This window comes from Bizionia paragorgiae (assembly GCF_900107625.1).
Classification (GTDB): domain Bacteria; phylum Bacteroidota; class Bacteroidia; order Flavobacteriales; family Flavobacteriaceae; genus Bizionia; species Bizionia paragorgiae.
This window is the reverse complement of the sequence record NZ_FNQK01000010.1, coordinates 1-26860: the sequence shown is the minus strand read 5'-3', so window position 1 is coordinate 26860 and position 26860 is coordinate 1. Positions and strand designations below refer to the sequence as shown.

The window sequence follows — 26860 nt, the reverse complement described above, 5'->3', positions numbered from 1 at the left end:
CGAAAACTTTAATTTTTGTACTACCCTTTTAACCAAGCTTGACGTAGGTCTTTTTGAGCTTGTGTTGCATTAGGCATTTCCTTTAACCCCTCGCCTGTTGTATAGGATTGTGTTAAGGTTGTTTTTACCACAACTTCCTTACCGTTACGATCTAATCTCACATCTACATCGGTTCCTGGTTGCCATACAAAAGCTTTAGACAATACGCTTTGTGCTGTAGCTAATGTAACCTCTTCTCCATCTATTGTTTTGATAACATCTCCTGGTAACACTCCGTTTTCAGTCCAAAAGCTATTGTTTTTTACCGCTTCAGAAAAAGCAATTGTTCCCTTAGCCATATCTGGTTTAAAAATGAAGACGCCGTTATTTTGAATGTAGTTTGTTTTTACTTTAGATTCTACAACCTCTAAACCTACTTTAGCAAATAGTGCATTATAATCTATTGGAGTGGTACCTGCTACATGCGTGTTTAAGAATGCTCCTATAGATGGATAAGTCATTGCTGTAATTTCATCAAATAAACTATCATCTTCAAACGGCTTATTTTGTCCGTATTTTAAAGACAATTCTTTCATTAAAGATAAAATACCTCTGTTACCATTACTTTCTTCACGTAATAAAATATCTAAAGACATTCCTATTAATGCTCCTTTTTGATAAACATTATAATATTGTCCTGCATACGGTTCGTCTAATACATTTTCACTCATTACCGTAAAACTCATGGTATCGTCCATGGCTGCTGCAGCTTGAATTTTCCCCATAATTTTATCGTAAAAATCAGCTTCGGTAACTAAACCTTGATCAACTTGAAATAACGTAGCGAAATATTCTGTTACCCCTTCATACATCCATAAGTGTTTAGAGAAACTTGGCGAATGGTAATCGAAATAGTGCACATCTTCCGAATGTACACTTAACGGTGTAACGATGTGAAAAAACTCGTGAGATACCACATCAATCATACTTTCATAAAGCGCTGCTTCTGGCATCGATTCTGGCATAACCACCACTGTAGAAGTATGGTGCTCTAAAGCTCCAAATCCTTTAGGAGAGGTTTCTCCTCCATCTGATAGGTATAAATAAATATCGTAACGTGGTGTACTATTAATATCACCCATATACGTTTTCTGAGCTTCCATCATTTTATGCATCACCGCTTTAAGCTGGCTTGCTGTATATTTCTTATTTGGAGAATACACACTTAAAACAATTTTAATATCACCTACTTGAAATTCTTCAACATCTAATTCCCCATAAAACATTGGGTTATCGGTAATATCAAAATAACGAGGAGCAAAATAGGTCGATGTAATCGTTTGTCCGTCATCACTCAGCGTCGATCCGGTTTCCTGTAAGGCTGATGTTCTTAAAAACGCACTTGGTGCAATTACATCTAATTTATATTGTGCATTTTTTAAAGAATCAAAATAGCCTATAAACCCATGTAGGTTTAACACATAATTTGTTTCTTCAATATTTGTTCCTGCAGGAGAAAACGGTTGTTCACCACCTATTCCTCCAACACTTTCAATATCGAAAGTATCGTTAACATAATATTCAATTTTATCTAATTGAGAAGCATTTGTTATCGTCCAAGTGTTGGTATCTACTTTAGTTGATGGTAACACATTACCATTATAATCTATTGCTTTAAAATCGTCTACATACTTCCCGAAATCACTTACCGAATAGGTCCCTTGTACTACTCTTGGTAATCTATAAGTTACTGTTTCTGTTGTAAAGCGGCCTGGGTTTATAGTTACAGGTACTTTATCATTTACAACTTTAGTAAGATCCAAGGCTGTTTCAATAGGATTAGTAACAGCCAAGTCGTCTCCAGAGACATGTGCTGTTTTTGCTGTGTTACACCCAACAAGTAACATACTTAGTGCTACCGTGGTCAATACAATTTTCTTCATTCTTTTTAATTTAAGTTGATATCTCATTACAATGAGACGCTCAAAAATAAATTATGTTACATGGTTATTACTTAAGTTTTTGTTAAAAATTGTTTCCTTAAATTCGCGTATGCAAAACCCATTAGTTAGTATACTCATTCCATTTAAAAATACAGATCAGTATCTTGCTGAATGCTTGGAGTCTATTATAAATCAGACCTATACCAATTGGGAATTAATTATAGTCGACGATCATTCTACAGATACCAGCTACAATCTTGTGCAATCCTTTTCTACTAAAGAACCAAGAATAAAGCTTTTTAGAAATAAAGGCTCTGGTATTATCCCTGCGCTTCAATTGGCCTACACCCAAGCCCAAGGAGTCTTTATTACGAGAATGGATAGCGATGATGTGATGCACCAGTTAAAAATTGACACCTTAGTTAATAAACTACTACCCCATGGCGAACAACATGTTGCTACAGGATTAGTTCATTATTTTTCTGAAGATGGTATTAGTGATGGGTATCGGAAGTATGAAAACTGGTTGAATCAATTAACACGTACCGGAAGTAATTATAATGAGATTTATAAAGAATGTGTTATTCCCTCTCCCTGTTGGATGGTTTTTAAAAAGGACTTTGATCGGGTTGGTGCATTTAATAGTGATCGGTATCCTGAAGATTACGATTTAACCTTCAGATTTTATGAGCATAATTTAAAAGTTATTCCTTGCGACACTGTGTTGCACTACTGGCGTGACTACGGCTCTAGAGCATCGCGAACAGATACGAATTATGCGCAAAATAGTTTTATAGATATAAAATTACATTATTTTTTAAAGTTAAATAAAGACAGTAATCGTCCTTTGGTACTTTGGGGAGCGGGTAAAAGAGGGAAACAAATTGCACAACGCCTGATTCAATTAGAGGTACCTTTCCAATGGGTCTGTAATAATCCTAAAAAAATTGGTAAACACATTTACGAGCAAGAAATGAAAGCTGTAAATAGTATAACTCATTTAACAAAACCACAATGTATTATTAGTGTTGCCAATCCTGAAGAACAGGACCGCATTACATCTTATTTTAAAAGCGCTAAAAAGCAATCGATGACCGATTATTTTTTCTTTTGCTAAAGGCTAACTAAATTACAATTCATTTTCTATATTTGTTTTAATCAAAATTAGCAATGCAGTTTAAAAACCCAGAACTTCTTTACGCCTTACTCCTACTGCTAATCCCTATTATAGTCCATTTATTTCAGTTACGTAAGTTTAAAAAAGAAGCCTTTACAAATGTGGCCTTTTTAAAAAAGGTACAGTTGCAAACGCGAAAAAGCTCACAAATTAAGAAGTGGCTTATTTTATTAACCCGAATGGGGATATTAGCAGCTGTTATTTTAGCATTTGCGCAACCTTACACCTCAAAAACAAATACTATAAACGTAGAGAGAGAGACCGTTATCTTTTTAGATAACTCTTTTAGTATGGAAACTAAAGGCAGCCAAGGCGCTTTATTAAAACGTGCCGTGCAAGACCTTATCGCTACGATTCCTGAAAACGAGACCGTATCACTAGTAACAAACGATGATTCCTTTAGGGATACCACTATAAAAGGTATTACAAACGATCTCCTGGCTATTGATTACGCCACTAATCAACTGGATTATGAGTCGGCTTTTTTAAAAAGCAAAACGTATTTTTCAGATGCAAAAATTACCATTAAAAATTTAGTGGTTATTAGTGATTTTCAAGCCAAAGGCAAACCATTATCTATTGTAAACGATAGCACCATTACAACACATTTAGTACAGTTAAAACCGATTAACAAAAATAATATAGTACTAGATTCTCTGGCTATAACAAAACAAACGCCTTCCTATTTAGAACTAACGGTTTTTCTTAAAAATTCCGGTGAGGCGGTGCAAAACCTTCCAGTTTCATTGTATAATAATGAACAACTATTAGCAAAAACAGCCGTGAGCTTTCAAGGAGAAACTACCACCGTATTCACCCTACCCAACAACACGGTTATTAATGGAAAAGTGACTATTAGCGACACCAGTTTACAATTCGATAACAGTCTGTTTTTTAATATTAATTCACCAGAACCTATTCATGTTTTAAGTATTAATGAAGCTAGCGATTCCTTTTTAAAACGATTATTTACAAATGATGAATTCAACTATACATCTTCATCAATTAACAACTTAAACTATGGTCTAATATCTAATCAGAATTTAATTGTTTTAAATGAATTGACAGACATTCCAAGTGCGTTAAGTACTGCTCTAAAAGCGTTTAAAAGCAGTGGTGGAAACCTAATTATTATTCCTAACGAAAATACTGATTTACAAAGTTATAACAACTTCTTTTTAAACAATAACTTAAATCTATTTACTAAGAAAGTAAATTCAGAAAAACGCCTTACTCGTATAAATTATTCACATCCTATTTACAATAATGGGGTGTTCGAAAAGGAAGTGAACAATTTTCAATATCCAAAAGTAAATTCTTATTACAATAAAGTACTAAATGGAGCGTCTCAAGTATTGCTATTCGAAGATGGTTCTCCATTCTTGTCTGAAAAAAATAACACTTTTGTATTTACTGCAGCACTAAATACGGAGCATTCCACATTCCAGTCTATAAATTTAATTGTCCCTACATTTTACAACATTGCTAAACGTAGTTTAAAGCTTCCAAATTTATACTTTACTATTGGTGAAGAAAATAGCTTTGATGTTAAAACCACACTACAAAAGGATCGTGTTTTAACCTTAGTGAATGCCGATGGGAATAGCATTCCACAGCAACATTATTTTAATAACAAAGTATCTATTACTACGAGCGACACACCATCGCGTTCGGGTATATATAGTGTACAAAATGACGCTTCACCTCTACTTAACGTAAGTTATAATTTTAGTCGAGACGAAAGCATCTTAAACTATCATGATTTAAGCACTTTAGAGGGTGTGTCTGTATCAACTACTATACGTGATGTTTTTAATACCATAAAAAATGATTACAAAGTAAATGCACTATGGAAATGGTTTGTTATTTTTGCAATCATACTTTTAATTATCGAACTGCTTATCTTAAAATATTTTAAATGAATTTACTTATAAAATCGGCCTTTATAATTGACACAAAAAGTGATTTTCATAATAGCACACAAGATATTTTAATCGAAAAAGGGAAAATCTCTAAAATTGGTACACCATTAGAAAACCCTAACAACTACAAAGAACTCGTTTTAGATAATTTACATGTTTCTCAAGGCTGGTTCGATAGTAGTGTTTGTTTTGGCGAACCAGGATTCGAGGATCGTGAAACCATTGCTAACGGACTTAAAACAGCTGCGAAATCAGGTTTTACAAGCGTTGCCATGCAAGCAAACACCCACCCTGTAATCGATTCTAATTCGGATATCTTTTTCGTGAATTCTAAAGCTCAGAATAACGCGGTAACCTTACTCCCAATTGGTGCTTTGACTAAAAACAGTGAGAGTGTGGACTTGGCCGAGCTTTACGATATGAAGACTGCTGGAGCTGTTGCTTTTTCAGATTATAAAACACCTATTAGTAATCCCAATCTACTAAAAATCGCCTTGCAATATGCTAGCAATTTTGACGGCTTGGTATGCTCCTTTCCTCAAGAAAAACGTATTGCAGGACTAGGTGTTATGAACGAAAATGTAATGAGCACTTCCTTGGGGCTTAAAGGGAACCCTAATTTAGCCGAAGCCTTACAGATAGCAAGAGATTTATATATTTTAGAATATACCAACGGAAAATTACACATTCCAACCATCTCTACTGCCGAATCGGTAGAATTAATTCGTGAAGCGAAGAAAAAGAAATTGGACGTTACCTGTAGTGTGGCTATTCATAACCTTTTATTTTCTGACGAGGTGTTAAGCGATTTTGACACGGTTTACAAGGTAAATCCTCCATTGCGCACCCAGAAAGATATAGAAGCTTTAATTGAAGGAGTAAAAGACGGCACAATAGATATGGTTACTAGTGACCATAATCCTGTTACGATTGAAGATAAAAAAGTAGAATTCGAACAAGCGGCTTACGGCACAATCGGTTTAGAAAGTGCCTTCGGAGCGCTTCAAACCTTATTTTCGACAAAAAAAACCATTGGATTATTAACCAAAGGGAAGTCCCGTTTTGGCCTTGAGAATTCAAGCTTAAATATTGGCGAATTAGCCAACCTAACCTTATTCAACCCCGATACAAAATATACTTTTAGTGAGGAGCATATCGTTTCTAAATCTAAGAATAGCCTGTTTTTAAATACGGACTTAAAAGGTTCGGTTTATGGGATTATAGCAAATAAAAAATTGAGTTTATAAATTATGGATAATAACACTATTGAGCAAGGAAAGACCATGGCTATTATTAGCTATTTAACAATAATAGGTTCTGTAATAGCACTTATATTAAATAACGATAAGAAAAATGAATTTGCCGCTTTTCACATTCGCCAAGGACTAGGGCTATGTTCTACTTATCTTATTCTAGGGTATTTTATTGGGCAATTTGATAGTTGGCTAATCTCTATCGGATTTTGGATAGGCTTTGGTATTCTGTTTTTTTATGGCGTTATAATGGCTGCCACTGGTAAAACTCAAGAAATCCCATTAATAGGAAGATTCTATCAAAACTTCTTTAAAAATTTAGGTAAATAATATGTCTCAGCTCTCTTTACATCATATCGTACGTGAATCTTCTTTAAAAGAAAATGCGCCCCTACTAATTCTTCTTCATGGTTATGGAAGTGATGAAAACGATTTGTTTTCTTTCGCCTCAGAACTGCCTGAAGAGCTTTTTATTGTTTCTGCCCGTGCACCCTACCCTATGCAACCTTATGGAAATGCATGGTATGCTATTAATTTTGATGCAGAAAAAGGAAAATGGAGTGACAATGAACAAGCTATACTATCTAGAGATGTAATCGCTAAATTTATAGATGATTTAATACAAACATACCCTGTAAATAAAGATAGTGTATCACTATTAGGTTTTAGTCAAGGTACTATACTAAGTTATGCCGTCGCCCTAACCTACCCTGAGAAAATTAAAAATGTAATTGCTCTTAGTGGGTATGTAAACGAGGACCTCTTTACATTAAAACCTAAGGAAGCCTATGCACATTTAGATATCTACAGTTCTCATGGTACAGTGGATCAGGTCATTCCTATAGATTGGGCACGACAAAACCCAGTGTTTTTAAAGGCTTTAGATATTAAACATAAATACAATGAATTCCCTGTAGGTCACGGTGTTGCTCCACAAAATTTCTATGAGCTTAAAGAGTGGTTAAAAAACAAATTGTAACGAACTATTAGCCCTTTTTTTAGGCACTATTTTTTTTACATACGGTACAAAAACGAGTCTTCTACTATATATTCTAATTGGCTATTATCGTCAATAAAATATTTAATAAACAATTCACCAGAAAACTCTCCATCGGTAAAGTTGCAAATAATCCATTTGTGATTTAATATTCTAATCGAATTAATCTGCATTCTATTCCCTTCGCTAGATGCGTAAGGAATTAAAGGGTGCTGACCTTTTGTTTCGTTTTGCTGATATAAACCATCTTTAATTAATGGTAATAATTGTGAAACGTTATAACCACTATCTTCAAAATAAGATAAAGCCGGGTCATTCCACTCGATATCAAATAATGAAAGATCAGTTATTTTGTTGTTTAGGGCAACAATAGAGTCTTTATATTTTTCAGTTTGTGCTTTGTAACTCGCTACCGTTTTATTGCTGTCATCAAACACCTGTTTAGATGTCATATACTGAAACAATAGTATTAACAGCGTAAAAATAAACAAGTACATAAATATTTTGTTCTTCATAAGGCTATGGTAATCTCTAATTAGTTATAGTGTTATTTGTAATTCGTCGTAAGCTAGAAACACGTTTTCAGGCAATCGGCTTTCAACGTCATCATGGAAACCTAAATGATGACTAATATGTGTTAAGTAGGCTTTTTTGGGCTGTAATTTAGTAATAATTTCTAAAGCTTGTTCTAAATTAAAATGTGAAATATGCTCTTCTTCACGTAAGGCGTTTATAACTAGAACGTCAAGGTTTTTAAGTTTTTCCAATTCGGTTTCTGAAATGGTTTTCATGTCGGTGAGATAAGCAAACCTATCAAAACGATAGCCAAAAACTTGCAACTTATAGTGGTAGCCTTCAATGGGAACTACCTGCATATTATGCAACATAAAAGGCTCGTTTTTCACTTCGTTCTCTATCACACTGGGTACTCCAGGGTACTTATTTTCGGTAGCAAAAATATAATCGAAACGACGACGTAACTCTCCTAGAACCCGTTGGTGGGCATATATAGGAATATCACCCTGCCTAAAAAAGTAAGGTCTAATATCATCTAAACCCGCGGTATGATCGGCGTGCTCATGGGTGAAAATCACCCCGTCAATACGACCACAGTTGGCGCGAATCATTTGCGTTCTAAAATCGGGACCACAATCTATAACATAAGTATAGTTATCCCACTCTACTAAAACCGAAACTCGGAGGCGTTTATCTTTAAAGTTTTCACTTAAACATACAGGATGTGTGCTTCCAATAACAGGAATACCTTGAGACGTTCCGGTGCCTAAAAATGTAATCTTCAAATAAATTTTCTTTGACACAAAAATAAACTATTTATTTTGTTTCATATAGTAATTTGGTACCTTTGTAACATCAAATAAATCCCCGTTCTATACATGGAAATCACATTAAAAGGAGATAAAGTTATTCAAAGTGTTCCTTCTTTAAAGGATAAAGCTTTACGTATTAACTTAAATGAAAACATATACGGTACCTTCTCTGAAATCGGAGCGGGACAAGAAACCGTTCGTCATTTCTTTAGAGCTGGTGGTGGATCGGGTACGATAGCTAAAGCGATGTCCGCTTACGACAAAGATTTCAGTGATGCTATTTACGGAATTGAAAATGACAGACGTTACGTAACCGAAGCGCGCTTGCGTAAAATGCTTGATCATGAGATTATGCTAATGGAGCAACGTATAACACGAGATAAGCATCCTAATAAAATGTTTTTTAGTTATGCGAATACAGTGGCTACTATCGATTTTGCTAAAAAATTTAAAGGTCACGGATGGATAGGTATTAAGTACCAGGTGGATGCCGACCAAGAATATAACGAAATTGTGTTACACGTTCGTTTTAAAGAAAATGATGCACGTTTACAACAAGAAACTTTAGGTAAATTAGGAACAAACTTAATATATGGTGCGTATTATAAGTATAACGAACCAAAAAAATTGTTGCGTTATCTATACGACCATCTAGATCAAGACCAATTAGAAATAGATACCATAAACTTCTCTGGCCCTATTTTCGAAAATGTAGACAACCGCTTAATGAGTTTACAATTGGTAAGAAATGGTATGACTGATGCTATTATGTTTGCACCAGACGGTAACAACGTTTTACCAGCGAAAGTACTTTATAAAAAGAATATTTTAACGCTACGTGGAAGTTTTAGACCCGTAACGAAAGTAAATATGGACATGTATAAGAAATCTTACGACATGTTTATAAAAGAAAATAAGGTTGACGAAGATAATACACAAGTCATTTTTGAAATTACCTTATCTAACCTACGCGCCGAAGGAGAAATTGATGAGCAAGATTTTATGGATCGCGCAAAACTATTATGCTCTCTTGGCCAAACGGTATTAATATCTAATTTCCAAGAGTATTACAAGCTTGTGGAGTACTTTTCTCAGTACACAAAAAGCCGTATGGGATTAGCCATGGGTGTGAATAATCTTATCGATATTTTCGACGAAAAATACTATCGCCATTTAAGTGGTGGTATATTAGAAGCCTTTGGAAAGCTGTTTTTTAAAGATTTGCGCGTGTACCTCTACCCTATGGAAAATGAAGATGGTACGATAACAACAAGTAAGAACTTAAAAGTACACCCTAGAATGAAAGAACTCTATAAGTTCTTTAAATACAATGGAAAAGTAGTCGATATTTCAGAATATGATCCTTCTACGCTGACCGTATTTTCTAGAAAAGTATTATCTATGATTGCCAATAATGAAGACGGATGGCAAAAAATGCTTCCACCGGGAGTATCAAGTCTTATTATGGAGAAAAGCCTGTTTGGTTGTGAGACAGAACAAGCTAATTTTAATGAAGAAGAAGTGCTATAAAACACTTAACTATAAATAAAAAGCTGCTAATGGTAAATTAGCAGCTTTTTTGTTTTTTGTCTATCAATAATAGTCCGACCTACAGCTCTAATATTTGAGCGGCATGGTCTTTTGTTTTTACTTTATCAATAACGTGCTCTACCACGCCATTTTCGTCAATTAAAAACGTTTTTCTATGAATACCGTCGTATTCACGCCCCATAAACTTCTTTAATCCCCAAACACCAAAAGCATTAATTACGTCCTTGTTTTCATCTGCTAATAGTGGGAACGGGAAATTATATTTGTTTTTAAAATTAGACTGTCTTTTTTCAGAATCGGCACTTACACCTAATATTTCATAGCCTTTATCTTGTAATAATTTATAATTATCGGTTAAATTACAAGCTTCTGCCGTACACCCTGGAGTACTTGCTTTAGGGTAGAAAAATACAATTAGCTTTTTACCTTTGTAATCTGATAATGATACTGTTTCACCATCCTGATTATTTACTGAAAAATCAGGTACTTTATCTCCTTGTTTTAGTGTATTCATAGTTGTATTTTTGAGTTTACCCAAAAATACAATATATGACCAAGCAAGAAAAGGTAGAATTTGTTATAAATACGTTAAAAGACCTATATCCAGAGATACCAGTGCCTTTAGATCATAAAGATTCTTACACCTTACTTATTGCTGTGTTGTTATCTGCACAATGTACCGATGTACGTGTAAATCAAATAACTCCTATACTCTTTGAAAAAGCCGACAATCCGTATGATATGGTCAAGCTATCGGTGGCTGAAATCAAGGAAATTATTCGTCCTTGTGGTTTATCACCTATGAAAAGTAAAGGTATCTACGGCTTGTCTAAAATACTTATAGAAAAACATAATGGCGAAGTTCCACAAACTTACGAAGACTTAGAAGCTTTACCGGCTGTAGGACACAAAACCGCAAGCGTTGTTATGTCACAAGGTTTTGGCTTTCCTGCTTTTCCTGTAGATACACATATTCACCGACTACTCTACCGTTGGAACCTTACTAATGGTAAAAACGTTGTACAAACAGAAAAAGATGCCAAACGTTTGTTTCCTAAAGAAATTTGGAACGATTTACATCTGCAAATTATATGGTACGGTAGAGAGTATTCGCCAGCAAGAGGTTGGGATTTAGAAAAAGATATTATTACCAAAACTATTGGTAGAGCTTCAGTACTCAAGGAATACTACAAAAACAATAAAAAAGCCTTGAAATAAATCAAGGCTTAAAAAAACTAATTCTGAAGCGATTCAAACTTCATATTTTTGTGAGTAATCACTCGTAAAGCTTTCGAATAATTAAGAATAAAACTAATGGTTTCATCTCTCGGATTCATTACAATTTCCGTTTTGTTTTTCTTAGAGTAAAGTTTCGCCATGTTTTGTTTTTTTTGGTTGGTTTCAAAATGTAAAACGGCTCACTTTTAAAAATATTGTATTAATTAATTAATTAGTTAATATAATATTATGCTTCTCGATAACTTTTCTCATATTAATTAATGCGTAACGCATACGCCCTAAAGCGGTATTAATACTTACCCCTGTACGTTCCGAAATTTCCTTAAAACTCATATCGTTGTACATACGCATCATAAGGACTTCTTTTTGATCTTCTGGAAGCTCATCAATTAAGCGTCGCACATCACTTTCCACCTGTTCTTTAATAATTGCTTTTTCAGCATTGAGGGTATCACAACTTAATACCGAGAAAATACTGAACTCCCCACTATTATCAAATTTGGGCATTCTATTATTCTTTCTAAAATAATCGATTACCAAGTTATGAGCAATTCGCATTACCCACGGTAAAAACTTGCCTTCTTCGTTATACGCCCCACGTTTTAAGGTTTTAATGACCTTAATAAAGGTGTCTTGAAAAATATCTTCTGCGACATCTCTATCGTAAACTTTAGAATATATAAAGCTAAATATGCGCTGTTTATGTCTCTTGATTAAAATTTCTAGAGAAGGCTCGTCGCCTTGAATATAGTTGCTAACCAATGTAGCATCCGAGATTAGTTTGTTTTGCATAATCATTACTTTTTCTTGCAGAAGTAGGCCTCTTGCAATTTGGGGTTTATAAAGTGAAAAAGTAAAATTTTGCTATAAGCAATGAAGTTTAAATGGTTATTGTGTGTCTCAAATATAACAACAATCATTCCGAATAAACAAAAAAAATCTAAACATTTAACATTTTATTGCACAATATTCTTTTTTATATGCTGACACATATACCTTATCTTTGCAGATTAGATATTTAAACACTTATGAACACTATACTTTCCGAAGTTAATCCTAAAGAAAACATTATTATTAAAGGGGCTAAACTGCACAACCTTAAAAATATAGATGTTGTTATCCCACGTAATAAATTAGTTGTTATCACAGGATTATCAGGCTCTGGAAAATCAAGTTTAGCGTTCGATACCTTATACGCCGAGGGCCAACGTCGTTATGTAGAAAGCTTATCGAGTTACGCCAGACAGTTTTTAGGACGTTTAAACAAGCCTAAAGTCGATTATATAAAGGGAATTGCTCCTGCAATTGCTATAGAGCAAAAGGTAAACTCTACAAACCCCCGATCAACTGTAGGAACCACAACGGAAATCTATGACTATCTAAAATTACTGTTCGCGAGAATTGGTAAAACCCACTCACCAGTCTCTGGTCTTGAAGTTAAAAAAGATACGGTTAGCGATGTATTAAATTACATTAAAACCATTGACGAAAAGGAAAAACTACTGCTCCTCTCTCCTATCTTTTTAGAGGAAGGCCGTACCATAGAAAATAAATTACAAGCCCTAAATCAACAAGGGTATGCGCGTATAAAGTATAACGGTGAGATCTTAAAAATCAATGATGCCGAAAATATCTCTTCTTTAGACAACCTGTTTTTGGTTGTAGATAGAATTGTTACCAAAAACGATGAGGATTTTTATAATCGTTTGGCCGATGCGGTTCAAACGGCTTTCTTTGAAGGTAAAGGTGAGTGTTATATCCAGTTATTAAAAGACGATACTAAACGTCATTTTAGCAACAAGTTTGAATTGGACGACCTTAGCTTTTTAGAACCTAATGTGCACTTATTCAGTTTCAACAACCCGTATGGCGCTTGTCCCAAATGTGAAGGTTACGGTGATATTGTGGGGATTGACGATGATTTAGTCGTTCCCAACACCGAATTATCCATTTATGAAAACGCCATTTTCCCATGGCGCGGCGAAAGTATGAGTTGGTACCGCGACCAACTAGTGAATCAGTCTCATAAATTCGATTTTCCGATTCACAAGCCGTATTTTCAACTTAGTGAAGCACATAAAAACCTAATATGGGAAGGAAACGAATATTTCGAAGGGCTAAACACCTTTTTTGAAGAATTAGAAGCTAAGGCTTATAAAATTCAAAATAGAGTAATGTTATCGCGCTATCGCGGAAAAACGAAGTGTAAAACGTGCCAGGGTAAGCGTTTACGACCAGAAGCTAATTATGTAAAAGTGGATGGTAAATCTATTACCGATTTGGTTGAAATGCCTCTTAATAAATTGGCCGATTTCTTTAAAAATATACAATTAAACGAGCACGATAGCACGATTGCAAAACGCTTACTTATAGAAATTAATAACCGCTTGTCCTTTTTATCAAATGTCGGTTTAAATTATTTAACCTTAAACCGAAAATCAAACACACTATCCGGTGGAGAAAGTCAGCGTATAAACCTAGCCACATCCCTTGGGAGCAGCTTGGTGGGATCTATGTATATTTTAGATGAACCAAGTATAGGATTACATCCAAAGGACACAGAGCGCCTTATTTTGGTTTTAAAGGCATTACGTGACTTAGGAAACACTGTAATTGTGGTTGAGCACGATGAAGATATCATGAAAGAGGCCGATGAAATTATTGATATCGGACCCGAAGCAGGAACCTTAGGTGGTGAAGTGGTTGCCACAGGAACCTTTAAAGAGATCTTGAAATCAAACTCCCTAACAGCACAATATTTAAACGAAACCCTTCAGATTAAGGTCCCTAAGAAAAGACGAAGCTCAAAGTACAGTGTTGAAGTTATTGGCGCACGTGAAAACAACTTAAAGAACATTAATGTGACCTTCCCATTGGGCATGCTCACAGTTATCACAGGGGTTTCGGGAAGTGGAAAGAGTACCTTGGTAAAAAAGATTTTATATCCAGCCTTACAAAAGGCATTAACAGGTTTTGGAGATAAGCCGGGGCAGTTTTCAGAGTTAAAAGGAAACTATGCCAATGTAAAGCATATTGAGTTTGTCGATCAAAACCCTATAGGGCGTTCTTCACGTTCTAATCCAGTAACTTATATTAAGGCTTACGACGATATTAGAGCCTTATATTCAAAACAGAAGCTAAGTGATATTCGCAACTACCAACCTAAACATTTTAGTTTTAATGTCGATGGAGGTCGATGTGAAACCTGTAAAGGTGAAGGTGAAGTTACCATCGAAATGCAATTTATGGCCGATGTCCACCTAGAATGTGAAACTTGTAAAGGAAAACGCTTTAAAAAAGAAGTATTAGAGGTGACCTTTGCCGATAAAAACATTGATGATATCTTAAACATGACTATCGATGATGCGATTAGATTCTTTGATGAAAACCATGTAACAAAAATCAAAAACAAACTTCAACCTCTACAAGATGTTGGGTTAGGCTATGTCACTTTAGGACAAAGCTCTTCTACCCTATCTGGTGGTGAAGCTCAACGTATAAAACTCGCTTCCTTTTTAGGAAAAGGAAACACAAAGGAAACAGCATTGTTTATTTTTGATGAACCTACGACCGGTTTGCATTTTCACGACATTCAGAAACTATTAAAATCGTTTACTGCTTTAATCGAGAAAGGCCATTCTATTTTAGTCGTAGAACATAATTTAGAACTGATTAAATGTGCCGATCATATTATTGATTTAGGACCGGAAGGTGGAGAATACGGTGGCCATTTGGTTGCTTACGGAACGCCTGAAGAATTGGTAAAAGACAAAAAATCGATAACCGGAAAATACTTGAAAGACAAGCTGTAGCTCCTGATTAGGAAACAGGATCAAGTATTACGGGAGTCATCGCTAGTCTATTTTTACTCTGTTACAATGGGTGATAAAGGAATTACACCTAAATTTGGTGGTGGTAAACACCTCAACTATGATAAAAGAAACCTTTATTTCCCTGATTACAAAGTATTCTGATAACGATGATTATAGTTTAGAATGTTGGCGAGAAATCGAAAAAGCTTACAGCGCTAAATCGCGCTATTATCATAACCTTCAGCATATAGAACACATGATAAACAGTTTAGCCCCCATAGCTTCGCAAGTGACGGATATGGACACGCTTTTGTTTGCTATATACTACCACGATATCATTTATAATGCGACAAAGAGCACTAACGAGCACGAAAGTGCTTTACGATTAGAAAAAAGACTTTCAAACACCACATTTAGACGTATACCAGAAAGCATGGCTTTAATTGAAGCTACAAAAGCCCATGAACCATCGTTAGACACAGATACAAATATTCTATTGGATTTAGACCTGTCTATCTTAGGACAAAGTCCAGATGACTACAAAATCTACTGCGATAGTATCAGAAAAGAATATAAAATATATCCCGATTTTATGTATCGGAAAGGAAGGATAAAAGTGCTTCAGCATTTCTTAGCATTAGATTCAATTTTTAAAATAGATTATTTTAAATCGACCTTTGAGGCTCAAGCCAAACATAACATTAAAACGGAATTAGAAGGTTTAAATCACTCGTCGTAATAGCGAAATAAAAGCGTGACTACAGACAAAATTTAGGCAAATACGTGTTATCCACCGCAGATTAACAATATCTCTTATTTAAGGTTTACACACAGTGACTTGGACTAACAAAACCACCTCTAATTAAACTACAAAATACTAGTAATTAAAGACTTATGGCAATTTATTTAAAGTTATGAGTTAACAATAGTTAAACTAGTACTTTAACTATAAATGCGGACGTAATATTTTCTGAATATCTAAATTATCTTTCTGCTGAATTAGAAAATCGGCTAATTCTTCTTCAGATTGTATCACCTCTTCTTTGTCGATAAATCCATAACCTAAATAGGTACCATCTTTAATTAATATAAAGGCTTCCTCGCTCGGTGTTCTCCCCTGTTCTTTTATCACTTTTGATTCAGTAGTGTTGTTAATCGCATCGATAACCGCAGTTACTCTGGCATTATACTCGGCAGCAGATTCCTCCTCTTTACAAATCCCTTTACAGGTTTTTATACTGTAATGTGAGCATTGTGTTACCCCTTCTTGCAAATGGCAATATTTGGGACATAAATTATACTGCAAACAAATAGACTCTAAATACGCCCGACACTCCCTAATACTTTGAAATATTTTTAGAGCATTGGGAGTGGTTTTAATAGTATTATAAGCAAGGTGAAGCACACCATTGCGATCTTCAAAGCTAAAAACACCATATTGCTTGGTTTTCCGTTTTGCTGCCTGATTAAACTTAGGGTAATGGTGCTTTATTGCAGCATCCTCCATTAATAACGCTACAAGTTCGCTTCCTGACAACTCGAAATCGATGTCTTTTGTTTCGCGGCACAGCTCTAATGATTTCTTAGTTTTACTATAAAAATGACTGAGAACACGCTTTTTCAAGTCCTTAGCCTTACCAATATATATTATATTTCCCTTTTTATCTTTAAAATAATATACGCCAGCAGCGTTTGGAATCGCATTAAATACTGCCGTTGGCAACTGCGACGGCAAGGTTGCTTCTTTTGATGATTTCTTTAAAAAATCATTAAACACGGTCTCAGCATTCTCTTGGTTTAAAAGAATTTCGAACAACACTACCGTCGCTTCTGCATCACCCTTTGCGCGGTGCCTGTCGGTAATCGTAATATGCAACGCCTTACACAACTTCCCTAAACTATAAGACTTATGGCCCGGTAATAACTTACGAGACAGCCTTACTGTACATAGTTTTTTACGTCTAAAATCAATTCCTATGGCTTTAAACTCATTTCTAATCACGTTATAATCAAAGTTAACGTTATGAGCCACAAATACCGTGTCTTCGGTAATGTCTAAAATCGCTTGTGCGACCTCTTCAAAAGTAGGCGCATGAGCAACCATTGCATTATCAATACCTGTTAAAGCGGTTATATAATCTGGTATTTCTGTCTGCGGATTTACCAAGGTAGTATACTCATCTACAATCTGCCGGCCGTCATATTTAAAAATAGATATTTCGGTAATCTGATTACTTCTCCCCGTCGTTTCAACATCTATAATTGTGTACAGCATTATTTTAAGTGTTTTTCTAGAGCTTTTAACTCCACTCCCAACTCATTAAATAAGTTGAGAATACTGCTAATTTTTAATTCTTCAACCGAATACTCCTGAGTATTAATACTGCAAGTAAACTCCCAGAGCTCTAAAACCTCATCTATAGGAATACTATAATCGTCATAAGCTTTATTATCAGACATTAAAAGTAGCGAGCCGTTATAATCAATATTATTCATAACACGCTTATATACCATCCCCTCGTTAAGTGTTACCAACACATAGGTTCTTCCTGTTTTTATATCGCTGCGATCCTCAACAAAGCGTCCAATAACAAACGAACCTGGTTTCATGGGTAGCATCGAATCCCCTTTTATAGGAAACGCACGGTGCTTACCGGTAGGTAGAAAAGGTAGTTTTATTTTCTGAAGCTGCTCGATATATTCCGGGTCATCATACCCCGCCAAATAACCTGCCGATGCTTTTACAGGTACTACTTCTATTAAATCCTCATTATCACTATCCACCATAATAGGAAACAACACACGCTGGTTTCCCAATTCGATAAACGAGGTGCCTTTAGACTTGCTTAAGTCGTGACGTAACAAAATATCTACCGGTACCTTAAAGAAATCAGACAAGGCTAAAATCATATCCACGTTAGGCTCTGTTCTATTAGCTTCATGCGAGGTGATACGTGATCTGTGCACCCCTAATTCTTCAGCTAAAGCTTCCTGAGACAACTTTTTTAAGTTTCTGAGGTATTTTATGTTTTTTGATAAATTATTCATAATGTTACAAAATTAAACAATCAATGTTCGATATACAAACTATTTTTGCTTTATGCAGAAAAATATTTTACATCTCGATTTAGACACCTTTTTTGTCTCTTGCGAGCGCCTTATAGATAGTCGTTTACAACACCGCCCATTACTCGTTGGTGGTATTGGTGATCGCGGTGTTGTAGCGGCTTGTAGTTACGAAACACGTGCTTTTGGAGTGCATTCGGGAATGTCTATGAAAGTCGCCAGACGCCTCTGTCCCGAAGCGGTTGTAATTAAAGGAAACTCTGGTATCTACACCAAGTATTCGCATCTAGTAACAGAAATTATAAAAGAAAAAGTACCGCTTTTTGAAAAAGCGAGTGTCGATGAATTTTATGCCGATTTAACCGGTATGGATAAATTTTATGGCTGCTATAAGTACGCTTCTGAGTTAAGACAGCAGATTATAAAAGAGAGTGGCCTTCCTATTTCGTTCGGCTTATCGGCGAATAAAATAGTCTCTAAAGTCGCTACTGGAGAAGCCAAACCCAACAACCAGTTACAAATAGACTCAGGTTTTGAAAAATCATTTTTAGCGCCTTTATCCATTCGAAAAATCCCTTCGGTAGGTGAAAAAACCTATCAAACCCTACGTAATCTAGGTGTTGACAAAGTAGCTGTTATACAGCAAATGCCAGTAGAAATGATGATTAGTGCTTTGGGTGCCAACGGCCGTACCATTTGGAAACGCGCCAACGGTATCGACAACCCGCCAATAATTCCTTTTTACGAACGAAAATCCATTTCTACCGAACGCACCTTTACCAAGGATACTATTGATGTGGTACAGTTACGAACCACCATTTTTGCTATGGCAGAAAGTTTAGCCTACCAGTTGCGAAGAGGTGAAAAATTAGCCGGAACCATTAGCGTGAAAATCAGGTATTCGGATTTTAACACCTATAGTAAACAGATTAAAATCCCCTATTCTAGCGCCGACCATATTATTATTCCTAAAGTCTTGGAACTGTTCGATAAACTGTACCAGCGCCGCCTACTCATCCGATTGGTAGGCGTAAAAATAAGCGATATCGTTACAGGGAATTATCAGATTAATTTATTTGATGACACCGAAGAGATGTTAAGCCTTTATAACGCTATGGATACTATTCGTGGACGTTATGGCGAGTTAAGCGTTATGAGAGCCTCTTCGATGGGCGCCAAAACAATTGGTAGGTTTCAAAACCCGTTTGGCGGCGAACCTCCAGTTTTATTAGCACATAGAAAACACTAATGTATATTAATTGTCACACCTATTACTCTTTGCGTTTCGGAACCTTTTCGGAAGTTGATTTACTACAATTAGCTCAAGAAAATGGTATCTCCACCTTAGCATTAACCGATATTAACAACACCTCTGCCTGTTTAAATTTTATACGACAAGCTAAGGTCTATAATATTAAACCGGTGGTTGGTATTGATTTTAGAAGTGGTGCGCAGCAGCATTTTGTTGGTATTGCTAAAAATAACGCAGGGTTTAAAGAATTGAATCGCTTTTTATCGCTGCATTCTGAACGCAAACTAAAGTGTCCTGAAACCGCCCCTGCGTTTAACGACAGTTTTGTTATTTATCCGTTTGAAAAAGTCCTTCAAATGAATAAAACGTCATTTTCAGATTCTGAATACATTGGCGTTTCTGTTGAAGAATTACGAAAACTACGTTTTTCAAAATTAAATACCTATACCGATAAGCTAGTGGTGCTTCAGCCGGTAACCGTGCGCTCTCAAAAAGACTTTAATGCCCACCGCCTACTGCGAGCTATCGATAACAACACGCTTTTAAGCAAATTATGTCCTACTGAAGAGTGTAAAATTACAGACAAAATGCTTTCCGCGGAAGCGTTACAAGACGCTTTTAAAGACTTTCCGCATATTCTAGAAAATACAAAACAGCTATTAGAGCGCTGCAGTATTCACTTTAATTTTGGTGCCGAACGCCAATCTCAAAACTTAAAACTCTATACCAAATCTTTTGAAGACGATTGCCAGCTTTTAGAACGCCTATGTCAACAAGGCTTAAAAAAACGCTATAAAAACCCTAGCGAAATGGTATTACAGCGCTTAAAAACAGAGTTAGATACGATTAAAGCTATGGATTTCGTGTCCTTCTTTTTAATCAATCACGATATTGTGTCTTATGCTAAAAGTCAGGGGTATTTTCATGTAGGCCGTGGTAGTGGCGCCAATAGTATTGTGGCTTATATTATTGGTATTACCGATGTCGACCCTATTGAATTAGACCTGTATTTTGAACGATTTATTAATCCGTTTCGCGCATCGCCACCAGATTTTGATATCGATTTCTCGTGGAAAGACCGCGATGATGTTACCGCTTACATTTTTAAACGTTTTGAACACACGGCATTACTAGCCACTTACAACACTTTTAAATATCGCGCTGTAGTTCGCGAATTGGGTAAAGTATTTGGCTTACCAAAAGAAGAAATCGATAAGCTTAGCAAAGGCAATATTCCCGAATCTAAGTTAGACACCATATCGAAACTAGTCTTGCGTTACGGTAAATTAATCGAAGGCTTTCCCAACTACCTAAGTGTGCACTCAGCAGGGATTTTAATCTTAGACCAGCCTATTCATTGTTATTCTGCTACCGATTTACCTCCAAAAGGTTTCCCTACCGTGCAGTTTGATATGATTATTGCCGAGGATGTTGGAGTGTTTAAATTCGATATCCTAGGTCAGCGCGGCTTAGCAAAAATTAAAGATGCTTTAGAAATTATAAAAGAAAACAGACCCGATGTACCAGCAATAGACATCACTAATGTCGAAGCCTTTAAAAAAGATAAAAACATTAATCGGCTCTTAAAATCTGGTGGCGCTATTGGCGCCTATTATGTGGAGTCTCCAGCGATGCGCGGACTCATGCAGCAATTGCAGACGCAAGATTATTTGGGCTTGGTCGCTGCTAGCTCTATTATTAGGCCCGGGGTATCGGGGTCGGGAATGAAAGAAGAATTTATAAAACGTCACCGCCATCCCGAACAGCGTAAAAAGGCACACCCTATACTCCTTAAAATCATGCCCGAAACCTACGGCGTTATGGTATATCAAGAGGACGTTTTAAAAGTCGCTAATCAGTTTGCGGGACTCACCCTTGGAGAGGCCGATGTGCTGCGTCGTGGTATGAGCGGTAAGTTTAGGTCGCGCGCAGAATTTACTGCCGTAGAAGATAAGTTTTTAGCCAATTGCAAAGCTCAAGGCCATGACGATGCCCTTACTTTAGAAGTATGGAACCAAATTAAAAGCTTTGCCGGCTATGCTTTTGCAAAAGGACACTCGGCATCCTATGCCGTAGAAAGCTACCAGAGTATGTATTTAAAATGCTATTTCCCCTTGGAGTTTATGACTGCCGTTTTAAATAATGGCGGCGGATTTTATAGTGTGGAGCATTATTTACACGAAGCCAAACAGCAAGGAGCAACCATTTGTGCGCCCTGTATTAATACTAGCGATCACCCCAACCGCTTGGTAGGCACTTCTATTTATCTCGGTTTTGGGTATTTAAAAAACTTAGAAGTCTATACCATTCAGCGCCTATTAACCGAGCGACAACTCTACGGTCCATACAAATCTCTAGACGATTTTATAGATCGCGTTACTATAAGTATCGAGCAATTAACATTACTGATTAGAATTAATGCTTTCCGATTTACTAAGCATAGTAAAACCGAATTGCTGTGGCATGCTACTTTTAAGCTGAATGCCGATAAGGCACGATCGAACCAATCGAAACTATTTAAAATTCAGCATAAAAGCTTTACTCTACCCAAGCTAAACTCTAATTGGGTGGAAGATGCCTACGACGAGATGGAGCTTTTAGGTTTTCCGCTTTGCGATTATTTTAAACTAGTAAACACACCCCTGCAAGGCGGAATTCGTGCTAAAGACATGAAGCTACATATCAATAAAGAAGTATTAATCTATGGGAACCTTGTCACCACCCGCTACAATAAAACAGCTCAAGGCAAGCTGATGCGATTAAGCACCTTTGTAGATCAGGATGGTACTTATTTTGATGCCGTACACTTTACCTCGGTAGTCGATAAGTTCCCTATTAACGGCTTGGGTGTTTACGCCTGCTATGGTAAAATAACCGATAGATTCGATTTTTATAGTATGACTATTGTGTGGAGCAAAAAACTAGGTATTGTTCCAGACCCTAGAGAAAGCTAAGTTGAAAAGTTAAATGAGCAACATTTAGATACTGTCTCCAGCTGTATTTTGCCTTCAACAACTTATTATCACATTAATAATCAACTTTTTGTAACAAAAACTCACTTTTAAATACTAATAAGTTATATTAACTAGACACCACTAAACAAACCACACTTGAAACTACTAACACAAACCTATAGAACCTATTGGAGTACCCAGAGTAAAATGTTCTTTAGGCTTGTGTTTTCTTATTTTGTACTCTATATGCTCCTCATGCTATTGAGTCCTCTTTTTGAAACCGCTTACCGCTGGATTGGCACATTCTTATTTAAAATAAACTATGCTTATGAAGTCAGCGGAAACGGCAGTGGCGACAACACCTATGCTTATCTAAATCTTTTTGTAACTGTTATTTTTACAGGAGTAACTGTTTTACTATGGAGTATATTAGACCGCAAGCGCAACAATTACAATACGCTTTTATATTGGTTTTTAGTCTTTCTCCGTATCGTCTTAGTAGCGACCATGCTTCTATATGGCTTTGTTAAAATCTTTAAACTCCAGTTTCCATCCGCCTCACTAACACATATGTTGGATCCTTTAAGTGATTTCACTCCTATGGGGTTAGCATGGACTTACATGGGATTTTCTAAAGGTTTTAATGTCTTTGTTGGCCTAATGGAGGTGCTGGGCGGCCTGTTATTAATCCCTAGACGTACACAAACACTTGGGGCGTTTATTATAATCGGGGTAATGACTCAAGTGGCCATGATGAATTTCTGCTATGATATTCCCGTCAAATTATTTTCGATACACCTTATTTTAATGGCTCTTGTGATTTTTATTACCGACCATAGGTTTATTAGTGTCTTTATAAAAAATAAAGCCGTTGATAGTTATAATTATTTCCATCCCATTGCCAATAAAAAATACCACAAGGTCATTTTTTGGCTTAAATCTGTTGCCTTAATTCTTCTTATTAGCTTTATATCTTTTAATTTTTATACTACGGAAAGAAATAGAGGAGAAAACAGAAAAAAACCACTGCTTTATGGCATTTGGGAAGCTAGTCACTTTATTAAAAATGGAGACACCCTCCCACCGTTAATAACAGACAACTACCGATGGCGTTATCTTATCGTGGACATTAAAGAGGAAGCTACCGTTAAAACCATGGATGACACAAAACATTATTATACATTTATACCAGATTCAAGCACTCAAAAAGTAAGCATACACAAATTAGGTACTGTTGCTACAACGTATAATTTTAACTATAAGCAACTAGGCACTAATAGTCTGCTATTACAAGGCGTAATAAATACTGACACCTTGAAAATAACACTAAACAGAATAGATCATAAAGCTTTTAAGCTATATGCGCGTAAATTTCAATGGATAAATGAGCGCCCTTATACTAAATAAAAAATACACATAGCCTAGAAGCACTTAGCAACACGACTTACAAGCCCCAGTTAGAAAAAATAGAACTCTCCACCTTTTCCTTTATAGTTAAAGTCTATATTTATACATAAAAGGATTAAAACTTCTAATTGCAAGAATCAATAATCCTAAAATAAGGTCATTTCCATATCTGCATAAAAAAAAACATAAACAACTAATAATCAATATTTAAAATTATTTTTACTAACTTAACTGTATGAATCATTTTAAAAATACAGCCATTACTATTGGGTGTGTCGTATTTATTTTTCTTAGTTCATGTAAAAACACTACGTCACAACCAAACTTAGACACTTTAAATCTTTTAAGAGGAGAACTTAAATTTTGTGGTGACGGACAGTTTGGTGAGGTGAGTTTTGCCGAATCTTGCAGCTATGAAACTAGAGAAACTTTTAACCTTGCCATTGCTTTATTGCATTCCTTTGAATATATCGAAGCCGAGAAAGCCTTTGTACAAGTGATAGATGCCGATCCTAATTGTGCCATGGCCTATTGGGGTGTAGCCATGAGTATCTATCATGGCTTATGGGTACCGCCAACACCATCCGTGTTAGAGAAAGGCGTTAAACTTCTAAGCGTAGCAAAAAGCTTACCTAAATCTGAAAAGGCCTCCCAATATATTAATGCTATTGACGCTTTTTATACTGACTGGGAAACCACCGATAATCAAAGTCGAAAAAACGCTTATGCAGAAAAAATGAAAGCACTATACGAAGCCAATAAAGACGATACTGAAGTTGCGGTATTCTACGCTTTAGCTTTACGTGCTTCAGCAGAACCCTCCGATAAAAGCTATTCAAAACAACGGGAAGCAGGAAAAATATTAGAAGGTCTATTTAAGAAAGCACCCAACCACCCAGGGATAGCGCATTACATTATACATTCTTATGACTACCCAGAATTAGCTCATTTAGGGTTAAATACTGCACGACGTTATGCTACTATTGCACCAAACTCCGCGCATGCCCAACATATGCCCTCTCACCTATTTACTCGATTAGGACTTTGGGAGGAGTCTATCGCTACGAATATAAAATCCGCAGAATCGGCAGTATGCTATGCCGAAAGTCTTGCACCAGGAGCCCATTGGGATGAAGAAGTACATGCAATGGGATATTTAGTATATGCTTACCTCCAAACAGGAAACACCACCTTAGCTAGAGAACAATACGATTATCTTAAAACGTTTAAAGAGCTATTTCCTACGAACTTAAAGATTGCTTACACTGCAGCCGCTATCCCATCACGCATAGCTGTTGAAACAAAAAGTTGGAATGAGGCAGCTGCTTTAGAGCTACCACAATTACCAGGCTTAGATTGGGAAAAATTCCCTTGGCAAGAAGCCCTTTTGCGTTTTGCTAAAGCTTTAGGTCATATTCATTTAAATGATATTGAATTGGCAAGTAAAGAACTTGATACTTTACACGATTTAAAGGAAAAATTAATAGCCAATAAAGATAGTTATAAAGCAAATCAAGTGGCAATACAAATAAAGTCCGTTGCAGCATGGATAAACCTCAAAAAAGGGCAATCAGAAAATGCTATCACCCTAATGACCACGGCTGCAGATATGGAGAGTAAAACGTCTAAACACCCGGTTACTCCAGGAGAAATTTTACCCGCAGACGAACTCTTAGGCGATTTATTATTAGCACTAAACAAACCAGAAGACGCCTTGGTGGCTTATGAATTGAATTTACAACGCAGACCTAACCGTTTTAATGGCGTTTATGGTGCTGCACTAGCAGCACAACAAGCGGGACAAAAGGAAAAAGCAAGCATGTATTTTAAAATCTTATTAGACCTTTCTCAACACACTAAAAGTGACCGAAAGGAAATTAGTGAAGCTAGAACATACCTGAATCAAAAAGCGATTTAAACGATGAAACAGTGGATGCGATATATTTTAATTAGTATCATAACTAGTAGCGTATTTGCTTGCAATCAGTCAACATCACCAGAACTCCCTGTTTATACACCATCTGATTTCCATCCGGAATTAGTTGATGTTGAATTACAAAAACAAACAAAAAACCATACTGTCTCCGATTTTAAACTGATAAACCAAAACGGAGACACGATAACACAACATGATTATAAGGACAAAATATATGTCGCAGATTTCTTTTTTACGAGTTGCCCGACGATTTGCCCCATAATGACCAACAATATGCTACGTTTACAAAACGAATTTAAAAATACTAAGGAAGTCAAGCTTTTATCATTATCCGTAACACCAACTATCGACAATGTAGCGGTACTCCGCAGTTACGCAAGCGATAATGGTGTTAATGACTCCATATGGAATATAACGACTGGAGATAAAAAACACATTTATAGCTTAGCGAGAAAGAGTTATTTTGCGGTCTTAGAACAAGGCGATGGCGGACTACAAGATTTTATTCATACCCCAAATTTTATCTTAGTAGATAAGAAAAAACAGATTCGTGGTATTAATGACGGCACAGAAGACCACGAGATCCGTCGGTTAATAAGCGATATCAAAATACTACTTGAGTAACTTTTAAAATCCATGACCCTATTTTTTGATTAGCGTTCAATTCGGTATAAACAATACAGAATTCGGATCAATCTCAAAAGTTGTGTGTGAATTGAAATAAGATTACGATTTTTGTAAAAAAAATAGCCGTGGACAATTATTTAGAATTACTGAAACTTATTCTCCCTGAATTTTTAATTAATCATTTCGATTTAATAAAAAACACAAAAAATGGTGAAGTAATGCACCTTTATTTTGAAGAGCGCAATGTGATTCCTAAAGAGGAGAAATCCAAAATGCTTGTTGCTCATGGTTTTCACAAAGAAGTCACTATTCAAGATTTTCCACTTCGAGGTAATACAGTCTATCTTCACGTAAAACGTCGCAGATGGTTAGATAAAAATACGAATCAGGTTGTACAACGCGATTGGAATTTAGTAG

Annotated in this window: 23 protein-coding genes; 15 read left to right on the top strand and 8 right to left on the bottom strand. The window is 36.0% G+C overall.

Annotated elements, in window-relative coordinates:
- Nucleotides 1-20: 20 nt before the first annotated feature.
- Nucleotides 21-1922: a M61 family metallopeptidase gene (locus BLV64_RS08665; RefSeq protein WP_092134091.1), complete on the bottom strand. Its 1902-nt coding sequence runs from the start codon at nt 1920-1922 to the stop codon at nt 21-23.
- A gap of 109 nt (nt 1923-2031) precedes the next feature.
- Here BLV64_RS08665 and BLV64_RS08660 point away from each other — a divergent pair, with 109 nt between their 5' ends.
- From BLV64_RS08660 to BLV64_RS08640, 5 genes are read left to right on the top strand one after another with little or no spacing between them, the layout of a single operon-like run.
- Nucleotides 2032-3039: a glycosyltransferase family 2 protein gene (locus BLV64_RS08660; RefSeq protein WP_092134089.1), complete on the top strand. Its 1008-nt coding sequence runs from the start codon at nt 2032-2034 to the stop codon at nt 3037-3039.
- 53 nt (nt 3040-3092) lie between these two features.
- Nucleotides 3093-5021, top strand: coding sequence for a BatA domain-containing protein (locus tag BLV64_RS08655; RefSeq protein ID WP_092134087.1), 1929 nt, complete (start codon nt 3093-3095; stop codon nt 5019-5021).
- Nucleotides 5018-6268, top strand: a complete 1251-nt coding sequence (locus BLV64_RS08650; protein WP_092134085.1) for a dihydroorotase — start codon at nt 5018-5020, stop codon at nt 6266-6268. The genes BLV64_RS08655 and BLV64_RS08650 overlap by 4 nt, the downstream gene beginning before the upstream one ends.
- Before the next feature lie 3 nt (nt 6269-6271).
- Entirely contained in the window at nt 6272-6604 is a 333-nt protein-coding gene (locus tag BLV64_RS08645; RefSeq protein WP_092134083.1) for a DUF4870 domain-containing protein, read from the top strand.
- 1 nt (nt 6605) lies between these two features.
- Nucleotides 6606-7253 (top strand): alpha/beta hydrolase, encoded by a 648-nt coding sequence (locus BLV64_RS08640; protein ID WP_092134081.1) that lies wholly within the window; start codon nt 6606-6608, stop codon nt 7251-7253.
- A 35-nt stretch (nt 7254-7288) separates the two neighbouring features.
- Here the strand turns inward: BLV64_RS08640 and BLV64_RS08635 are convergent, their stop codons facing one another.
- Both BLV64_RS08635 and BLV64_RS08630 read right to left on the bottom strand, forming a co-directional pair.
- Nucleotides 7289-7723 carry a hydrolase gene (locus BLV64_RS08635; RefSeq protein WP_245705889.1) on the bottom strand — a complete coding sequence of 145 codons (435 nt, stop codon included), beginning with the start codon at nt 7721-7723 and terminating at the stop codon, nt 7289-7291.
- Nucleotides 7724-7810: 87 nt separating this feature from the next.
- The gene (locus BLV64_RS08630; RefSeq protein WP_092134077.1) at nt 7811-8572 is read right to left on the bottom strand and encodes an MBL fold metallo-hydrolase; all 762 of its coding nucleotides are present in this window, start codon (nt 8570-8572) and stop codon (nt 7811-7813) included.
- Between the two features lie 93 nt (nt 8573-8665).
- On the opposite strand from BLV64_RS08630, the gene BLV64_RS08625 reads away from it, so the two are divergent.
- The gene (locus tag BLV64_RS08625) at nt 8666-10129 is read left to right on the top strand and encodes a nicotinate-nucleotide adenylyltransferase (RefSeq protein ID WP_092134075.1); all 1464 of its coding nucleotides are present in this window, start codon (nt 8666-8668) and stop codon (nt 10127-10129) included.
- A 79-nt stretch (nt 10130-10208) separates the two neighbouring features.
- Here the strand turns inward: BLV64_RS08625 and bcp are convergent, their stop codons facing one another.
- Entirely contained in the window at nt 10209-10664 is a 456-nt protein-coding gene (gene bcp / locus BLV64_RS08620; RefSeq protein WP_092134073.1) for a thioredoxin-dependent thiol peroxidase, read from the bottom strand.
- 35 nt (nt 10665-10699) lie between these two features.
- On the opposite strand from bcp, the gene BLV64_RS08615 reads away from it, so the two are divergent.
- Nucleotides 10700-11368 (top strand): endonuclease III domain-containing protein, encoded by a 669-nt coding sequence (locus tag BLV64_RS08615; protein WP_092134071.1) that lies wholly within the window; start codon nt 10700-10702, stop codon nt 11366-11368.
- Between the two features lie 17 nt (nt 11369-11385).
- On the opposite strand, the gene BLV64_RS14545 is transcribed toward BLV64_RS08615, so the two are convergent.
- Both BLV64_RS14545 and BLV64_RS08610 read right to left on the bottom strand, forming a co-directional pair.
- The gene (locus BLV64_RS14545) at nt 11386-11529 is read right to left on the bottom strand and encodes a hypothetical protein (RefSeq protein WP_177165310.1); all 144 of its coding nucleotides are present in this window, start codon (nt 11527-11529) and stop codon (nt 11386-11388) included.
- 67 nt (nt 11530-11596) lie between these two features.
- Nucleotides 11597-12181, bottom strand: coding sequence for an RNA polymerase sigma factor (locus tag BLV64_RS08610; protein WP_092134069.1), 585 nt, complete (start codon nt 12179-12181; stop codon nt 11597-11599).
- A gap of 236 nt (nt 12182-12417) precedes the next feature.
- Here BLV64_RS08610 and uvrA point away from each other — a divergent pair, with 236 nt between their 5' ends.
- Both uvrA and BLV64_RS08600 read left to right on the top strand, forming a co-directional pair.
- Entirely contained in the window at nt 12418-15201 is a 2784-nt protein-coding gene (gene uvrA / locus BLV64_RS08605; RefSeq protein WP_092134067.1) for an excinuclease ABC subunit UvrA, read from the top strand.
- Between the two features lie 118 nt (nt 15202-15319).
- Entirely contained in the window at nt 15320-15940 is a 621-nt protein-coding gene (locus tag BLV64_RS08600) for an HD domain-containing protein (RefSeq protein ID WP_092134065.1), read from the top strand.
- 207 nt (nt 15941-16147) lie between these two features.
- Here the strand turns inward: BLV64_RS08600 and BLV64_RS08595 are convergent, their stop codons facing one another.
- Both BLV64_RS08595 and BLV64_RS08590 read right to left on the bottom strand, forming a co-directional pair.
- Nucleotides 16148-17476 carry an exonuclease domain-containing protein gene (locus BLV64_RS08595; protein ID WP_092134063.1) on the bottom strand — a complete coding sequence of 443 codons (1329 nt, stop codon included), beginning with the start codon at nt 17474-17476 and terminating at the stop codon, nt 16148-16150.
- The gene (locus tag BLV64_RS08590) at nt 17476-18249 is read right to left on the bottom strand and encodes an XRE family transcriptional regulator (protein ID WP_092134061.1); all 774 of its coding nucleotides are present in this window, start codon (nt 18247-18249) and stop codon (nt 17476-17478) included. The genes BLV64_RS08595 and BLV64_RS08590 overlap by 1 nt, the downstream gene beginning before the upstream one ends.
- Nucleotides 18250-18301: 52 nt before the next feature.
- On the opposite strand from BLV64_RS08590, the gene dinB reads away from it, so the two are divergent.
- The 6 genes from dinB to BLV64_RS08560 form a co-directional block, all read left to right on the top strand.
- Entirely contained in the window at nt 18302-19516 is a 1215-nt protein-coding gene (dinB, locus tag BLV64_RS08585) for a DNA polymerase IV (protein ID WP_092134059.1), read from the top strand.
- Nucleotides 19516-22473, top strand: coding sequence for a DNA polymerase III subunit alpha (locus BLV64_RS08580; protein WP_092134057.1), 2958 nt, complete (start codon nt 19516-19518; stop codon nt 22471-22473). Before dinB ends, BLV64_RS08580 begins: the two co-directional genes overlap by 1 nt.
- A 156-nt stretch (nt 22474-22629) precedes the next feature.
- Nucleotides 22630-23880 carry a DoxX family protein gene (locus tag BLV64_RS08575; protein ID WP_143034141.1) on the top strand — a complete coding sequence of 417 codons (1251 nt, stop codon included), beginning with the start codon at nt 22630-22632 and terminating at the stop codon, nt 23878-23880.
- Between the two features lie 235 nt (nt 23881-24115).
- Nucleotides 24116-25798, top strand: coding sequence for a hypothetical protein (locus BLV64_RS08570; RefSeq protein ID WP_092134053.1), 1683 nt, complete (start codon nt 24116-24118; stop codon nt 25796-25798).
- A gap of 3 nt (nt 25799-25801) precedes the next feature.
- Entirely contained in the window at nt 25802-26440 is a 639-nt protein-coding gene (locus BLV64_RS08565; protein WP_092134051.1) for an SCO family protein, read from the top strand.
- A 128-nt stretch (nt 26441-26568) separates the two neighbouring features.
- Nucleotides 26569-26860, top strand: a 292-nt coding sequence (locus tag BLV64_RS08560; RefSeq protein WP_092131355.1) for an ISAon1 family transposase N-terminal region protein, incomplete at its 3' end; no start/stop codon positions are given.

Coding starts and splice junctions, on each gene's coding strand:
- BLV64_RS08565 (WP_092134051.1), top strand. CDS start 25,802: ATGAAACAGTGGATGCGATATATTTTAATTAGTATCATAACTAGTAGC.
- BLV64_RS08665 (WP_092134091.1), bottom strand. CDS start 1,922: ATGAAGAAAATTGTATTGACCACGGTAGCACTAAGTATGTTACTTGTT.
- BLV64_RS08580 (WP_092134057.1), top strand. CDS start 19,516: ATGTATATTAATTGTCACACCTATTACTCTTTGCGTTTCGGAACCTTT.
- BLV64_RS08615 (WP_092134071.1), top strand. CDS start 10,700: ATGACCAAGCAAGAAAAGGTAGAATTTGTTATAAATACGTTAAAAGAC.
- BLV64_RS08600 (WP_092134065.1), top strand. CDS start 15,320: ATGATAAAAGAAACCTTTATTTCCCTGATTACAAAGTATTCTGATAAC.
- BLV64_RS08660 (WP_092134089.1), top strand. CDS start 2,032: ATGCAAAACCCATTAGTTAGTATACTCATTCCATTTAAAAATACAGAT.
- uvrA (WP_092134067.1), top strand. CDS start 12,418: ATGAACACTATACTTTCCGAAGTTAATCCTAAAGAAAACATTATTATT.
- BLV64_RS08640 (WP_092134081.1), top strand. CDS start 6,606: ATGTCTCAGCTCTCTTTACATCATATCGTACGTGAATCTTCTTTAAAA.
- BLV64_RS08595 (WP_092134063.1), bottom strand. CDS start 17,476: ATGCTGTACACAATTATAGATGTTGAAACGACGGGGAGAAGTAATCAG.
- BLV64_RS08645 (WP_092134083.1), top strand. CDS start 6,272: ATGGATAATAACACTATTGAGCAAGGAAAGACCATGGCTATTATTAGC.
- BLV64_RS08590 (WP_092134061.1), bottom strand. CDS start 18,249: ATGAATAATTTATCAAAAAACATAAAATACCTCAGAAACTTAAAAAAG.
- dinB (WP_092134059.1), top strand. CDS start 18,302: ATGCAGAAAAATATTTTACATCTCGATTTAGACACCTTTTTTGTCTCT.
- BLV64_RS14545 (WP_177165310.1), bottom strand. CDS start 11,529: ATGGCGAAACTTTACTCTAAGAAAAACAAAACGGAAATTGTAATGAAT.
- BLV64_RS08635 (WP_245705889.1), bottom strand. CDS start 7,723: ATGACATCTAAACAGGTGTTTGATGACAGCAATAAAACGGTAGCGAGT.
- BLV64_RS08570 (WP_092134053.1), top strand. CDS start 24,116: ATGAATCATTTTAAAAATACAGCCATTACTATTGGGTGTGTCGTATTT.
- bcp (WP_092134073.1), bottom strand. CDS start 10,664: ATGAATACACTAAAACAAGGAGATAAAGTACCTGATTTTTCAGTAAAT.
- BLV64_RS08610 (WP_092134069.1), bottom strand. CDS start 12,181: ATGCAAAACAAACTAATCTCGGATGCTACATTGGTTAGCAACTATATT.
- BLV64_RS08655 (WP_092134087.1), top strand. CDS start 3,093: ATGCAGTTTAAAAACCCAGAACTTCTTTACGCCTTACTCCTACTGCTA.
- BLV64_RS08650 (WP_092134085.1), top strand. CDS start 5,018: ATGAATTTACTTATAAAATCGGCCTTTATAATTGACACAAAAAGTGAT.
- BLV64_RS08625 (WP_092134075.1), top strand. CDS start 8,666: ATGGAAATCACATTAAAAGGAGATAAAGTTATTCAAAGTGTTCCTTCT.